The 14,419-nt window shown below is 72.1% G+C and carries 9 protein-coding genes; 4 read left to right on the top strand and 5 right to left on the bottom strand.

Annotated elements, in window-relative coordinates; translation table 11 throughout:
* Positions 1-7: 7 nt before the first annotated feature.
* Positions 8-1,183, bottom strand: coding sequence for an iron-containing alcohol dehydrogenase (locus tag C4T42_RS25580; RefSeq protein WP_020095073.1), 1,176 nt, complete (start codon positions 1,181-1,183; stop codon positions 8-10).
* A 43-nt stretch (positions 1,184-1,226) separates the two neighbouring features.
* Complete coding sequence (locus C4T42_RS25575; protein WP_020095074.1) at positions 1,227-2,879, bottom strand: acetolactate synthase large subunit; 1,653 nt, start codon at positions 2,877-2,879, stop codon at positions 1,227-1,229.
* A 264-nt stretch (positions 2,880-3,143) separates the two neighbouring features.
* On the opposite strand from C4T42_RS25575, the gene C4T42_RS25570 reads away from it, so the two are divergent.
* Positions 3,144-4,631, top strand: a complete 1,488-nt coding sequence (locus tag C4T42_RS25570) for a DUF2252 domain-containing protein (RefSeq protein ID WP_103986088.1) — start codon at positions 3,144-3,146, stop codon at positions 4,629-4,631.
* A 174-nt stretch (positions 4,632-4,805) separates the two neighbouring features.
* Here the strand turns inward: C4T42_RS25570 and C4T42_RS25565 are convergent, their stop codons facing one another.
* Positions 4,806-5,744, bottom strand: coding sequence for a LysR family transcriptional regulator (locus C4T42_RS25565; RefSeq protein WP_020095076.1), 939 nt, complete (start codon positions 5,742-5,744; stop codon positions 4,806-4,808).
* A gap of 937 nt (positions 5,745-6,681) precedes the next feature.
* Complete coding sequence (locus C4T42_RS25560; protein ID WP_020095077.1) at positions 6,682-8,325, bottom strand: GMC family oxidoreductase; 1,644 nt, start codon at positions 8,323-8,325, stop codon at positions 6,682-6,684.
* A 222-nt stretch (positions 8,326-8,547) separates the two neighbouring features.
* On the opposite strand from C4T42_RS25560, the gene C4T42_RS25555 reads away from it, so the two are divergent.
* From C4T42_RS25555 to gluQRS, 3 genes are read left to right on the top strand one after another with little or no spacing between them, the layout of a single operon-like run.
* The gene (locus C4T42_RS25555; RefSeq protein WP_020095078.1) at positions 8,548-10,578 is read left to right on the top strand and encodes an ATP-binding protein; all 2,031 of its coding nucleotides are present in this window, start codon (positions 8,548-8,550) and stop codon (positions 10,576-10,578) included.
* A 44-nt stretch (positions 10,579-10,622) separates the two neighbouring features.
* Positions 10,623-10,904 (top strand): hypothetical protein, encoded by a 282-nt coding sequence (locus tag C4T42_RS25550; RefSeq protein ID WP_020095079.1) that lies wholly within the window; start codon positions 10,623-10,625, stop codon positions 10,902-10,904.
* 16 nt (positions 10,905-10,920) lie between these two features.
* The gene (gene gluQRS, locus C4T42_RS25545; protein WP_020095080.1) at positions 10,921-11,784 is read left to right on the top strand and encodes a tRNA glutamyl-Q(34) synthetase GluQRS; all 864 of its coding nucleotides are present in this window, start codon (positions 10,921-10,923) and stop codon (positions 11,782-11,784) included.
* Between the two features lie 16 nt (positions 11,785-11,800).
* Here the strand turns inward: gluQRS and C4T42_RS25540 are convergent, their stop codons facing one another.
* The gene (locus C4T42_RS25540; protein WP_103986087.1) at positions 11,801-13,825 is read right to left on the bottom strand and encodes a M23 family metallopeptidase; all 2,025 of its coding nucleotides are present in this window, start codon (positions 13,823-13,825) and stop codon (positions 11,801-11,803) included.
* Positions 13,826-14,419: the final 594 nt, after the last annotated feature.

Genomic DNA, 14,419 nt, shown 5'->3' with positions numbered 1-14,419 from the left:
GTCATGCTCACGCCGCCGGGCGCGCCTCTCCCAGCGCCTCGGCGTAGATCGCGAAGGCGTCGTCGTAGGTGACCTCGCGCGGGTTGTTCACGAGGAGCCGCGTCTGCTTCATCGCGTCGGTGGCCATGCGCTCTAGGTCCTGCCGGGCGACGCCGACCTCGGCGAGCGAGGCCGGAACCTTGCAGTCGCGGCAGATCGCGTCGAGACTCTCCACGAAGCGCTTGGCGGCCTCGGGCCGCGGCAGGTCCGCGGCCGCGGGGTCGAGGATCGGCGCGAGCTCAGCGTAGAGTCCTTCAGCGTGCGAGAGGTTGAAGCGCATCACCCCCATCAGCACCAGGGCGTTCGAGAGCCCGTGCGGCACGTGGAAGATCGCGCCGACCGGGTAGGCGAGGGCGTGCACCGCCGCCACCGGCGCGTTGGCGAAGGCCATGCCGGCCAGCATCGAGCCGAGCAGCATGCCGGAGCGCGCCTCGAGGTTCTTCCCGTCCGTGCAGGCAGTCCGGATGTTGGCCGAGAGCAGCGCCAGGGCCTGCTTGGCGAGCTGGTCGGAGATCGGGTTCTTCTTGTTCTTGCTGGTGAAGGCCTCGATGGCGTGGACCATGGCGTCGATGCCGGTCGCCGCGGTGACGTGCGACGGCAGGCCGAGCGTCAGCTCCGGGTCGAGCACCGCCCAGTCGGGCAGGAGCTTCGGCGCGACGACGCCCTTCTTCTCGGTGGTCGGCGTCGTGACGATCGAGATCGGCGTCACCTCCGAGCCGGTGCCGGCCGTGGTCGGCACCAGGATCAGCGGCAGGCGGTCGCCCTTGGCGAGGCCGACGCCGTAGATCGCGTCGAGCGGCTCGTCGGACTTGGCGAGGTAGGCCACGAGCTTGGCGGTATCGAGCGCCGAGCCGCCACCGATCGACAGGACGAGGTCGGTCCCGAGCTCGCGGGCGCGCTTGGCCGCCGCCTCGATCACCGTCGAGGGCGGGTCGGCGACCACGTCCTCGTAGACGTCGAGGGTGACGCCCGCGGCGGCCAGGGCCGCCTCGGCGGCCTGGGTGAGGCCGGCGCCGCGCACGCCCTTGTCGGTGACGAGGAGGACGCGCTTGGCCCCGAAGCTGCCGACGATCTCCGGCAGCTTCTTCGCGGCGCCGGCCTCGAACAGCACGTTCGGCGTGGTCTGGAAGGTGAACGGGTTCATCGCGCTGCCCTGTCTTGCGTGCCGACCATCTGCGAAACCGGCCTCACTCGGCCGGCTCGAAATCCTTCACCTTGGCGCGCAGCTCGTCGACCAGCACGCGGGTGTTCTCCGAGTAGTCGATCGGCACCGCCACGAGGTGCACCCCGCCCGCCGCGAAGGCCCGGTCCAGCGTCGGCACGAGGTCGTTGACCGACTCGACCCGGTGGCCGGTCGCCCCGTACGACTTGGCGTAGAGGACGAAGTCCGGGTTGCTGAAGGTCATGCCGTAATCGGCGAACTTGTCGACCGCCTGCTTCCAGCGGATCATCCCGTAGGCCGAGTCGTCGAGCACCAGCACCACGAGGTTGAGCTTCAGCCGGACGGCGGTCTCCATCTCCTGGCTGTTCATCATGAACCCGCCGTCGCCGCAGACGGCCATCACGCGCCGCTTCGGGTAGAGCATCGCCGCCATCATGGCCGAGGGCAGGCCCGCGCCCATCGTGGCCAGCGCGTTGTCGAGGAGCAGCGTGTTGGCGACGTAGGTGCGGTAGTTCCGGGCGAACCAGATCTTGTACATGCCGTTGTCGAGGCACACGATCCCGTCCTCCGGGATCACCCGGCGCACGTCGCGCACGAGGCGCTGCGGCGTCACCGGGAAGCGGTCCTCGCCGGCCCGATCGGCGATATGGCCGAGGATGTGCTCGCGCAGGTGCAGCAGCGCGCCCGCGTTCGGGAGCTTGCCGTCGAGCTTGTCGGCCAGGAGCTTCAGCGTCGGGCCGAGGTCGCCGACCACCTCGGCATCCGGATAGTACACCTGCTCGACGTTGGCCGGCATGTAGCCGATGTGGACGACCTTCTGGTCGGCCTGGCCCATGAAGAAGGGCGGCTTCTCGATCGTGTCGTGGCCGATGGCGATGATCAGGTCGGCCTTGTCGATCGCCTCGTGGACGTAGTCGCGCTCGGAGAGGGCCGCGGTGCCCATGTAGAGGTCGGTCCCGCCCGCCACCGTGCCCTTGCCCATCTGGGTGGTGAAGAACGGGATGCCGGTGCGCTGCACGAAGCCGCCGAGCTCGCCGGTGGCGCGGGGGCGGCTCGCGGCGGCGCCCAGCATGATCAGCGGGCGCTTGGCCTTCAGGATCATGTCCGCGGCGCGCGCGATCGCGGTCGGGTGCGCGACCGGGATGTCGATCGGGTGCGAGGGGACGAGGTCCGCCTCGGCCTCCTCGGAGGCGATGTCCTCGGGCAGCTCCAGCAGCACCGGGCCGGGGCGCTCCTCGGTGGCGACCCGGAAGGCGTCGCGCACGATGGTGGGGATCGAGGAGGCCGAGACGATCTGCCGGGCCATCTTGGTGATCGGCTTCATCGACGAGATCACGTCGACGATCTGGAACTTGGCCTGGCGCGAGGACAGGATGCCCTTCTGACCGGTGATGATGATCATCGGCATGGCGCCGAGATGGGCGTAGGCCGCGCCGGTGGAGAAGTTCAGGGCGCCCGGGCCGAGCGTCGAGAGGCAGACGCCGGGGCGGCCGGTGAGTCGGCCGTGGGTGGCGGCCATGAAGCTCGCCGCCTGCTCGTGGCGGGTCAGGACCAGCTCGATCTTGGAGTTGCGCAGAGATTCGACGACGTCGAGGTTCTCCTCCCCGGGAATTCCGAAGATGCGGTCGACGCCCTCGTTCTCGAGGGCCGCGACGAGGAGATCTGAACCTTTGGGCATGCGACGTCTCGCTGATGTAACGGTGTTCCCCGGCCGTCCGGGTCGATTCCGGCACTGTGATCGCGAGGCCGTGAACGACACGAGACGGAGGAACACCCCCCGAATACTCGGTTCGTTAGAGGGCCCCCCTGTAGGGTGGTCAAGGGCCGTCCGGGCCCGTGACGTCACAGAGCCGGCCGGATGCTAACGTGCGGTCCGCCGCCCCGGCTTCGGGTCGGTCGAGCGCACCGGCGGGGCCGACCCGGCTGCCGCGATGGGACAGCGATGGATCGCATCGAGAGCGACAAGACCGTGCCGCCGGGGGACCGGGAGGCGGATGCCCCGGCCGTGGACTCGGTGCTGGCACCGGTCGCCGATTTCCCGCGGATCGACCTCCGCGCGGGCGTCGAGGCCTGGGACAAGCGGCGCAAGGCCGGCAAGCGGCTGCGCGCCGAGGTGCCCCACGCGGGCCAGGCCGCGCTGGCTTCCGATCCCGACCGGCCCGACCCGGTCGCCCTGATCGAGGCCGCCCACGCGGGCCGCCAGCCGCACCTGATCCCGCTGCGGGTCGCCCGGATGGCGAGCTCGCCCTTCGCGTTCCTGCGCGGGGCCGCGCACGTCATGGCCTGGGACCTGTCGCGCGGGCCGCGCAGCGGCATCGACGTCGTGATGAACGGCGACGCGCACACCGACAATTTCGGCCTGTTCGGCACGCCGCAGCGCGACATCGTCCTCGACCTCAACGATTTCGACGAGGTCACGATCGGCCCGTGGGAGTGGGACCTCAAGCGCCTCGCGGCCGGGCTGGCGGTCGCCACCGACGACGCGGGCCTGCCGGCGGGCGAGCGGCGGGCGGCCGTCATGGAGGCGGTCTCCGGCTACCAGCACACGATGCGGCACCTCGCGCCGCAGGGCTCCCTCGACGTCTGGTACCAGACGACCCGCGCCGACGGCCCGCACATCGCCGGGCTGCAGATGAACGCGGAGGCCCGGGCCGTGGTCCGCCGGGCGGTTGACAAGGCGCGGCGTCGCAACAACCGCAGCCTGCTCGCCCAGGTGGCCGAGCGGCGCACCGACGGCACCTGGCAATTGCAGACCGACGCGCCGATCCTGACGCCCGTGGACGCGGCGACCCGCGAGGGCGTCGTCACCGGCCTGGAGCGCTACGCCGAGACCCTGCCGCGGGAGCGGCGCTTCATGCTCGATCGCTACCACGTGGTCGACGTCGCCCACCGCGTCGTCGGCGTCGGCAGCGTCGGGACCCGGGCCTACCTCGCCCTGCTGTTCGGCAATTCCGACGCCGACGCGCTCTTCCTGCAGGTCAAGGAGGCGGTCCGACCGGCGCACGCGCCGTACCTGCCGGGCGTGCCGGCGCCGTTCTCCGGGCACGAGGGCGAGCGGGTGATCTACGGCCAGCGCCTGCTCCAGGCGGTGGGCGACCCGCTGCTCGGCTGGACCAGCATCGCGGGCCGCCCGTTCTACGTGCGCCAGATGAAGAACCTGAAGGGCGCGATCCCGCTGGCGCGGATGTCCGGCGCGCCGCTCCTGACCTTCTCGTACGCCTACGGGACGCTGCTGGCGCGCGCCCACGCGCGGACCGGGGACGCGGCGGCGATCGCCGGCTATTGCGGCAGCGGCAAGCACCACGACCTGAGCGGGGCGATCGCCGACTGGGCCGCGGCCTACGCGGAGCGCAATGCGGCCGACTTCGCCCTGTTCCGCGCGGCGATCGCGAGCGGCCGCCTGGAGGCCGCAGCGGATCCGTGCCTGTGACGGTGCGGTCTGCTCGCGGCCGGTCGATGCCGTCCGCACGTCCGTCCTCGCGAGCGGAGCGAAGCGATCCAGATCGCGCGACGCCGGCCAGCCTCGCGCTGTCCTGGGTCACTTCGCTCCGCTCGTGAAGACGGCACGGAATGCGTCGACCGTCGCGTTCAAGCGGAAAGCGTATCAGATGATGCCCGGCGCCGGCGGCTCGTGGGCCAGCCGGACCAGGAGGTCCCGCAGCCAGCGGTGGGCCGGGTCGTGGTCGTAGGAGGCGTGCCACAGCATCGACACGGGCACGTCGTCGAGGGGCACCGGCACGGGGCTGACGCTCAGCGCCAGGGCGCTGGCGAAGGAGGTCGCGAGCCGGGCGTGCATCGTGGCGATCACCGGCGCCGCGCGGACCATGAACGGGACCACGAGGAAGCGCGGGGTCGTCACCGCCAGGGTGCGCGAGCGCCCGATCAGCGCGAGGGCGTCGTCGACGACCCCGTGGGCGGTCTCGCGCAGGGACGTCAGCACGTGGGGGAAGCGCAGGTAATCGTCAAGCCCGATCGGCGGCTCCAGGCCGATCAGGGCGGCGTTGAACAGCACCACGTAGCTGTCCCGGTAGAGAAGGCGCTGCTTGTGGTGGAGCTGCCCCTCCGAGAACAGGCCGATGGCGAGGTCGACCCGGTCGGCGTCGAGCTCGTCGAGGATCCGGGTCCGGTCGACCGAGCGCAGCAGCAGCCGGATGCCGGGCGCCTCCCGCCGGAGCTGCGCGATCAGCCGCGGCCCGAGCAGCGCCTCGACGCTGTCCGGCAGGCTCACCGTGAAGACGCGTTCGACGGTGGCCGGGTCGAACCGCTCCTCCCGGTGCACCAGCGCCTGCACCTGCCGGAGGGTGGCGCGCAGCGGCTCGGCGATCTTCAGGGCGCGGGGCGTCGGTCGCATCCCGTCCGGCGCCCGGGTCAGGAGCTCGTCGTCGAACAGGCGGCGCAGGCGGGCGAGGCTCGAGCTCATCGCCGACTGGCCGATCCCGACCCGCGCGGCGGCCCGCGTGACGCTGCGCTCGTCGAGCAGCGCGTCGAGGGCGACCAGCAGGTTCAGGTCGATCCGGCTGAGATCGATATGGTCGATGGCCACGGGCGTCGCGTTCGGTGGAGGGTCGGAGTGCCGACATAGCAGATGCGACGGCTTGCCCGTCATCCCGAAGTCGCGCCGCGGCGTCCCGGAGTGACGGCAGGGCTCGGCCCATGTGACGGTGCCCGCGGCCGATGGTTTCTCGGCACCGACGTCCTTGCGAGCGGAGCGAAGCGAGCCAGCAGCGCGACGCCTGCCGATGTTGCGCCGCCCTGGCTCGCTTCGCTGCGCTCGCGATGACGGAGAAGCGTCGTCGAGAGCGGCGCGCAGCTCAGTTTGCCTTGACAATGTTCCTATTTTGTGCTTCCTGACCGCACCTGTCCGCGGCGGCCCGGGAGCGATCCCGGGCCGTCCTTCGGGGGCCCGCCCGGTGGCTGACCGTGCGGGTCCGGGGACGGGGCGGCGCCCGCGTCGGTGGCTCTCAGCCGCCATCGCCCCGGGCGGCGGACCGGTGCGGGGCGTGCCTCGGACGCGGGCGTGAGACCGGGCGGCACTGTGCCCGGCGGGGTGAGGAAATGCCCCCGCGCCGACCCGCCTCTGGGCCGACCCTGAGCGACCTGCGGACCCGCCCACTACGAGGCGGGGGACGGCTGGAAGGCCACGGCGCCGATGCGGGTTCCGGGGGTTGCGGGCACGGCGTGCGCGCACCTCGCCCGAGACCGCTAACGGGGAGTCGCAGGACCGGGACGTCGGAGACGTCGCGACGAGACAGACGGCACCGGCCGGGGACCATGCCTGGTCGATGCCGCGGGGCGCCGCGGGGATCGGATCCCGCGCGTATTTGGCCGACACCTGGGTTCCCGCGGCGTCCCGCGTCCCTCGTGCTCGCCTCCCGGGCCATGCCCCCGGCGCCAGTCGGCGCGCGGGGACGATCACGCGCGTCCGGTGCCGGCACCTCGGGACGAGCAGGGGAGAGCGATGGTTCGCGCCCCGCCGGTCCTCAGGCCGGCAGCGGCTCGCGCGGCTCGGTGTGGTCGAAGAGCCGGGGCGGCGCGATCGCGTCCCGGGCGCCCATCCGGGCGACGAGATGGTCGGCGACCCGCAGGGCGTTGGCGATGATGGTCAACGTCGGGTTCACGGCGCCGATCGACGGGAAGAAGCTGGCGTCGGTCACGTAGAGGTTGTCCAGCTCGTGCGCCTTGCAGTTCGGGTCGAGCACCGACGTCCTCGGATCCGCGCCGAACCGCAGGGTCCCCGCCTGGTGGGCCGTCCCGCCGATCGGGACGTTCTTGCCCAGGTAGAGCGAGCGGTCGAACAGGTGCGGGTGGATGTCGGTGAAGCTGCAGATCTCGCGCAGCTTCTGCCGGAGCCGCTTGTGCGCCTCGACGTTCGTCTCGGTGAGGTCGAGATGGACCTTGCCGCCCTTGTAGAAGATCCGGTTCTGCGGCAGCGGCACGTCCTCGGAGGTCAGCCAGAAGTCGACGGAGTGCTTGGCGATCCAGTCGAACGGCTTGTCGGGGAACCATTGCAGGAAGCCCGGCAGGCCCTCGCCGTGGATCTGGGCGCCGTCCGACTTGCCGACCATCTGGATGTGGCCGAGGGGGAAGTCCCAGCCGTCCTTCGGGTCCGGATCGCCGAAGTAGAAGTCGTTGAGGCCGAGCGTCTTCTGGAACCGGGTCGGGTTCGGGACCTTCGAGATCGCCAGCACCGTCGAGTTGTTGTGGCGCATGTAGTTGCGCCCGACCTGATCCGACCCGTTGGCGAGGCCGTTCGGGTGGCGGTCGCTGGCCGAGCGCAGCAGCAGCAGCGCCGACGAGAGGGCGCCGCAGGCCACCACCACGAGGTCGGCCGAGGCCTCGAACGGCGCGCCGTCCCGGTTCCCGACGACGCCCGTGACGGTGCGGCCGGAGGCGTCGGTGACGAGGCGCTCGATGTAGGTGCGGGTGAGCAGCGTCAGGTTCGGGCAGTCGCGCAGGGCGGGGTCGACCACCATGGTCTGCGCGTCCGACTTGCCGTTGGTGGGGCAGGGGAAGCCGTCGAACGACTCGCACTTGATGCAGGGCGAGGTCGGCACCGCGCGGCCGTCCTTCTCCACCAGCCGCACGCCCACCGGCAGGTGGAACGGGTGGTGGCCGGCCCGCTTCAGGTTGTCGAACAGCTCCTGGATCCGCGGCTCGTGCGCCACCGGCGGATGGGCGTAGGGCTTGGTCGACCAGGGCTCGGTCGGGTCCTCGCCGCGCAGGCCGTGGACGTGGAACAGCTCCTCGGCCGCCTGGTAGTACGGCTCGAAGACGTCGTACCCGACCGGCCAGGCCGGCGCGACGCCGTCCTGGTGGCGGATCTCGGCGAAGTCCTTCTCGCGGAGGCGGAAGAGGATCGAGCCGTAGAATTTCGAGTTCCCGCCGACGTAGTAGTGCAGGCCGGGGTGGAAGCTCTTGCCGTCGGACGAGTACCACGTCTCCTTGGCCTGGTAGTAGCCGTCGACGATCACCGCCTGACTGTCCCAGTTCCGCGGCTCGCGCAGCAGGTAGTCGCCGCGCTCGATCAGCAGGATGCGCTTGCCGGTCTGGGCGAGGCGCCACGCCATCGTGCCGCCGCCGGGACCGGACCCGACAATGATGACGTCGTAGTGCTCACCGGGCATGTACCGTCTCCGTCCGGACCTGCGTCCTGGCAGGCAACTCGCGAGCCGCTTCTCGGATCACCGCACGGTACCGTTGATCCCGCGCCGCGTCGCGGACTCCGCCGCGGATTCCGCCGCGGACTCCGCGAAGTCCGCAACCGGCGGTTAAGGGCCTTTCCCAACGCCGCCTTCAGCTTCGGCTGCGATCCTGCGGCGGACCGGCCCGATGCCGGGGAGGCCGGAATGATCGACACGCTGGCGCCTGTCCTGGCGCTCCTGACCGCGGCCGCACTGGCCTTCGGCCTTTGGCGCCGGCTCGGAACGCGCCGCGCCGAGCGCGAGGCCGAGCGGCTGCAGGACCGCCTCTGGCGGATCAGCGAGAGCGAGGACCGCTACCGGGCCCTGGTGGCCGCCACCACCGAGATCATCGTCCAGCGGGATGCCCGCGGGCGCATCACCTACGCCAACGAGGATTTCGCCCGCCTGCTCGGCCGCGAGCCGATCGCGCTGATCGGCTCCCAGGACGATCTCGAGATCCTCGACCGGAACGCCGTGGAGATCGGGCCGGACGGGGTCCGCCGCCTGGAGGCGCAGGTCCGGACGGCGGACGGGCGGGCGCGCTGGTTCGCCTTCGTGGAGATGCCGGTGGCGCACGGCGACGCGACGCACTGGCTGCGGGCGGGCCGGGACGTGACCGCGCGGGTCGAGGCGATCCGCAGCCGCGACGCGGCCCTGGAGCGCGCCGAGGCGGCGAGCGTCGCCAAATCCCGCTTCCTGGCGACCGTGAGCCACGAGATGCGGACGCCGCTCAACGGCATCCTGGGCATGGCCGACCTCGTGCTCGGGACCGCGTTGAACCCCGAGCAGCGCACCTACGTGGAGGCGGTGCGCACCAGCGGTCAGGCGCTGCTCGGCCTGATCGACGGGGTCCTCGACTTCTCGCGGATCGAGGCCGGGCGCCTGGACCTCGCGGCCGAGCCCTTCGACCTGCCGGCCCTCTCCGAGGGGGTCGTCGAGCTGCTGGCGCCCCGCGCCCAGGACAAGGGCATCGAGATCGCCCTCGACGTGGCCGAGGACTTCCCGGCCGCGATCCTGGGCGACGCCGACCGGGTGCGGCAGATCCTGATCAACCTCGCCGGCAACGCCATCAAGTTCACCGAGCGCGGCGGCGTCGGCGTCAGCCTGAGCTTCGCGCGGGCCGGGACCGGCGGCGAGGTCGTGCTCGCCGTGGCGGATACCGGCCCGGGGATCCCGGAGGAGCGGCTGCCGATCCTGTTCGAGGAGTTCGAGCAGGGCGACGGCAGCGCGAGCCGCAGCCACGAGGGCACGGGGCTGGGCCTCGCCATCACGCGGCGGCTCGTGACCCGCATGGGCGGGCGGATCGAGGCGGATTCGCGCCTCGGCCGGGGCTCGACCTTCCGGGTCCTACTGCCGCTCGCCGAGGTCGCGGCGGCCGAGGATGGCGGGCGCGCGCCGCTGCCGACGCTCGCCCCGCGGCGCTGCCTGATCGTCGCCGACTCGCCGTTCCAGGCCCCGTACCTCGCCCGCAGCCTGTCCCGGGCCGGGGCCGCCACCGTGATCGTCGACAGCCTGGAATCGGGCCTCGACGCCCTGTCGGGCGCGGCCTTCGACGCGGTGCTGGCCGACCGGGCACTGGGCGACGCGGCGGTGCGCCAGATCGCCGACGCGGCCCGCGCCTGCGGGGTCCGCACCAGCCTCGTGCTCCTCTCGCCGTTCGACCGGCGCGGCTTCGGGTCCCCCGGCGCGGCGGGCTTCGACGGCTACCTGATCAAGCCGGTCCGGCCGCGCTCCCTGTTCGAGCGCCTGCTCGCGTCGACGGGCCCGATCGAGGCCGCGGCCGCGCCGGCGGCGGAGCCGGCGCGCGTCGGCTCCAGCCTGCGGATCCTGCTGGCCGAGGACAACCCGATCAACGCCCTGCTGGCGACCCGGGCCCTGGAGCGCCTCGGCGCCACGGTGATCCACGCCGTCGACGGCCTCGAGGCCCTCGCGCGGCTGGAGACGGACGGCCCCTTCGACCTCGCGCTGATCGACGTGCGGATGCCCCGCCTCGACGGGCACGAGACCGCCCGGCGGATCCGCACCGCCGAAGCGTGCGGCGCGGACCGCCTCCACCTCGTCGCGCTGACCGCGAATGCCGGCCGGGAGGACGAGGTCGCCGCCCGGGCGGCCGGCTTCGACGGGTTCCTGGCCAAGCCGCTGAATCTGAAGCTGCTCCCGCCGCTGCTGGAGCGCCGATCCGCGCGGGCCGCCTGAGCGCGCGTTGACAGGCGGGCGGGTCCCGCGCCAACAGGAGGCCCATGTCGACCGTCAGCCCTCCGTCGCCCGCACCGCGCTCGTCGAGCGGCGCGCTTGCCGCCTGGGGCATCGCGGTCCTCGTGATCGCCACCGTGCTCATCGGCGCCCTGGCGCCGGCGCGGCACGCGTCGCCGGCGGTGTCGGCGGCCGACGATCCGGCCTGCCTCGAGTGGACCGACGGCTGCAAGGTCTGCCGCCGCTTGGCGGAGGGACCGGCCTGCTCGCTGCCCGGGATCGCCTGCCAGCCCGGCGCGCCGCAGTGCCTGCACCGCCGGGACGGGTGATCTGCCGGACCGGTCCGTGACCGCCGCGGCGCCGGTGTTGCGCTTCGCGCCGAGCCCGAACGGGCGGCTGCACCTCGGCCACGCCTACTCGGCGCTGCTCAACGCGGACCTCGCCGCCCGGATGGGGGGCGTCTGCCGCCTGCGGATCGAGGACATCGATCCCGCGCGCTCGAAGCCGGACTTCGTCGACGGGATCGTCACCGACCTCGCCTGGCTCGGGCTGACCTATCCCGAACCGGTGCGGCACCAGTCCCGGCACATGGCGGCCTACCGCGTCGCCCTCGACGGGCTGATCGCGTGCGGGCTCGCTTATCCGTGCTTCTGCTCACGCGGCCAGATCCGGGCGCGCGTCGCCTCCGGCGGCGACGGCCCCCGCGATCCGGACGGCGTGCCGCTCTATCCCGGCACCTGCCGCCAGCTGGACCCGGCGGCGGCCGCGGACCGGATCGCCCGCGGCGACCCGCATACCTGGCGGCTCGACATGGCGGCCGCCCTGCGCCGCGCCGGCCCGACCCACGGCTACGTCGCCTTCGACGCGGCCGGCGCGCACCGGGTCGCGGCGGATCCGGCACGCTGGGGGGACGCGGTGATCGCCCGGCGCGACGTGCCGACGAGCTACCACCTCGCCGTGGTCCACGACGACGCGGCGGAGGGGATCACCCACGTGGTGCGGGGCCGCGACCTTGAGGCGGCCACCGACCTGCACGTGCTCCTGCAGGCCCTGCTCGGCCTGCCGGTCCCGCGCTACCGCCACCACGCGCTGCTGCTCGATACCGGAGGCGAGAAGCTGGCCAAGTCGCGCGGCTCGCGATCCCTCGCCGACCTTCGGCAGGCCGGCGCGACGCCCGAGGCTGTCCGCGCCCGGCTCGGCTTCGCCTGAACGGCAGCGCGCTCCCTCAGCGGACCGCCGCGTCGCGCTGGGCGAGGGCCGTGGCGCTCTTCGACTTCTGCATGGTGGCGTCGATCTGCTCGCGCTGGCGCTTGAAGTCGGCGAGCAGGCGCCCGTCGAGTTCCCGGCCGCGGGGGACGCGGATCTTCATCGGGTCGACGAAGTGGCCGTTGATGATCACCTCGTAGTGGAGGTGCGCGCCGGTCGACAGGCCGGTCGAGCCGACATAGCCGACGATCTGGCCCTGCCGGACCTTGACGCCCTCGCGGATGCCGCGGCCGAACCGCGACATGTGGTTGTAGGTCGTCACGTAGCCGTTGACGTGCTGCAGCTCGACCCGGTTGCCGTAGCCCGAGGTCATCTCCGCGCGGATCACCACGCCGTTGCCGGCCGCCATGATCGGCGTGCCGATCGGGTTCGACCAGTCGACGCCCGTATGCAGCTTGGCGTAGCCCAGCACCGGGTGGCGGCGGTAACCGAAGCCGGAGCGCATGATCCCGTCGGCGATGGGCTTGCGCAGCAGGAACTTCTTCAGCGACCGGCCCTGCTCGTCGAGGTAGTCGATCGTGCCGTCGTCCGGCGACTGGAAGCGGTAGACCTTGCGGGTCTCTCCGCCGAGCGTCAGCGCCGCGTAGAGCAGGTCCGGACGATCGGCGCTGGCCTCGTCGTCGGTGCTGTAGAAGACGTCGAGCCCGTCACCGCTGCCGATGCGGCGCTGGAAGTCGAGGTCGTAGCTGAAGACGCGGACGATGTCCTCGACCGTGGCCCGCGGCAGGTCGTGGCGCGCGGCCGTCTCGTAGAGGCTCTGGTACAGGCGCGGCCCGGAGCCGGAATCCTCGTCCTCGTCCTCGCCGGCCTCCGCCTGAGGCTGTCCCTTGGGGGAGGGGGCCTCCTCGGCGGGGGGCGCCACCGACACGAAGGCGCCGCGGTCGTTCAGGGCCGCGATGCCCTCGATGCCGTTCTCGCCGTACAGCACCACGCGTGTGACCTGGCGGGGATCGCCGGGACGGGGCCCGGGGGCGACCTGGACGCGCATCGGTTGCCCCTCGTTGAGGGCAGCGGTGCGGGTCTTGCCCCCGAGCGCGGCGACGATGCCGCGAACGGCATCGTCGCTCGCGAGGCCGGTGGCCTTGAGCGTGGTCTCCAGTGTCTCGCCGCGCTTCAGCGCGAGATCGCGCTCCTCCACGAGCGGCGCCTCGTTGGCCTTCAGCTCGACCTTGGCGACCTTCGTGACGTTCTCCGGGACGACCAACACCTCGATGGACTTGAAGGGGTTCGCGTCCTTCGGCGCCGCGCCGTCGCCGTCGCCGGCCGCGCCCTGCTGGAGCGTCCGCGACAGCATGATCTGCGGGGCGATCGGGATGGCGGCGCGGCGCCCTGCCTCGGCGGCGATGCGGCGCTCCTCCTCGACCTGCGCGGTGACGTCGTCGTCGCTGAGGGCGGGCGCGTTGGCGTCGACGGCAGCGTCGGCGAGTTCGCGCTTGACCACGGTGACCTCGGCGCTGGGGGCGTCGGCGGACGCATCGGGCGCGCGCTCCAGCGGCTCGTCGGAGACGAATTTCATGGGGTCGAAGCGGGGCGGCTCGGCGGCGTAGACGCCCGTCGTCATCGACAGGGGCGTCGTCAGCCGCACGAAGGCCTTGGCCTTGATGATCTCGCGGTCGCCGAGGCGGACCGTGACCGGCGCCTTGAAGCTCTGCTTGGCCGAGGCGATCATGAGGTTGCGCACCAGCCGGTCGCCCTTGCGGGCGATGTTGGCGCCGCTCTCGCTCGGCTGGGGGCGGGGCATGATCGCCGCCTTCTCGGGAATGGCCGCGAAGGAGACGTCGCCCTGGAGGGACACGTGGAGCGCCGCAGCGATCAGACCGGCGCCGGTCAGGCCGGTGAGGCTGCTGGCGCAGAGCCAGCGGAGGTTGACGGCGCGTCGGTCGATCTGCGTCGCGGTCGCGCCGAGATGGTCGAGAGGCTCGTGCACCCCGCGTGCCGGGGGGAGGGCGGCCACGTCGCCGATCTTGAGTCGCTCGCGCTTCACTCGAAGGCCCTGAGAAGACGATGGCGAACGGGCGTTCCCGCGGGATCCGCGGCGCTGAGGCCGGGCTCGACCATACCGGAGGCGCCATCCGCGCCCGGCAATCTCATCTCACGACCCAGCGTGTCGAGATTGAGGCGTGCTGCTCCCGAGCGCCAGCCCCGGCGCGGGAAAGACCGCGATCATCCACCGCCAGGCTTACGGGTGGTTCGCCGCGCCGGCCGGCAAAAAGGGTGTTGACGGCCGGGAACCGTGGATCTATACCCCGGCTCATCGGCGCCGGCCGCGGAAGTGGACCGGGCGCTGAGCCATCTTCTGACAAGCGGGCGGGCTGGCCGGCGGGATTGCCGGGCGGTCTTCTGTTTGCCTCTGATGAGCCTCGGGCGACTGAGGCGCTCTTTGACAAGTTGGAATGAGGAAGGGAGACGCGGGCGGCGTTTGTCCTTGCGGCTAGGTCGAGAGATCTAGCGTGAGTAGACTTGTGCCGATCTGTTGTTCTTCTTTCTGAGCTCACCGACGGGTGTTCTGGCGCTGTGAAGCGTCTGGCACTTGGTCGATGTGAGGCTCCGTCTGAGAATATACGTGATCGGCCAGATC

The sequence above is a fragment of the Methylobacterium sp. 190mf genome (genome assembly GCF_900107945.1).
GTDB lineage: Bacteria > Pseudomonadota > Alphaproteobacteria > Rhizobiales > Beijerinckiaceae > Methylobacterium.
Note: the sequence above shows the minus strand (reverse complement) of the source record. Positions and strands in the feature narration are given on the sequence as shown.

Excerpts from the sequence above, each read along its gene's own strand:
- C4T42_RS25580 (WP_020095073.1), bottom strand. The coding sequence starts at position 1,183 with ATGAACCCGTTCACCTTCCAGACCACGCCGAACGTGCTGTTCGAGGCC.
- C4T42_RS25575 (WP_020095074.1), bottom strand. The coding sequence starts at position 2,879 with ATGCCCAAAGGTTCAGATCTCCTCGTCGCGGCCCTCGAGAACGAGGGC.
- C4T42_RS25570 (WP_103986088.1), top strand. The coding sequence starts at position 3,144 with ATGGATCGCATCGAGAGCGACAAGACCGTGCCGCCGGGGGACCGGGAG.
- C4T42_RS25560 (WP_020095077.1), bottom strand. The coding sequence starts at position 8,325 with ATGCCCGGTGAGCACTACGACGTCATCATTGTCGGGTCCGGTCCCGGC.
- C4T42_RS25555 (WP_020095078.1), top strand. The coding sequence starts at position 8,548 with ATGATCGACACGCTGGCGCCTGTCCTGGCGCTCCTGACCGCGGCCGCA.
- C4T42_RS25550 (WP_020095079.1), top strand. The coding sequence starts at position 10,623 with ATGTCGACCGTCAGCCCTCCGTCGCCCGCACCGCGCTCGTCGAGCGGC.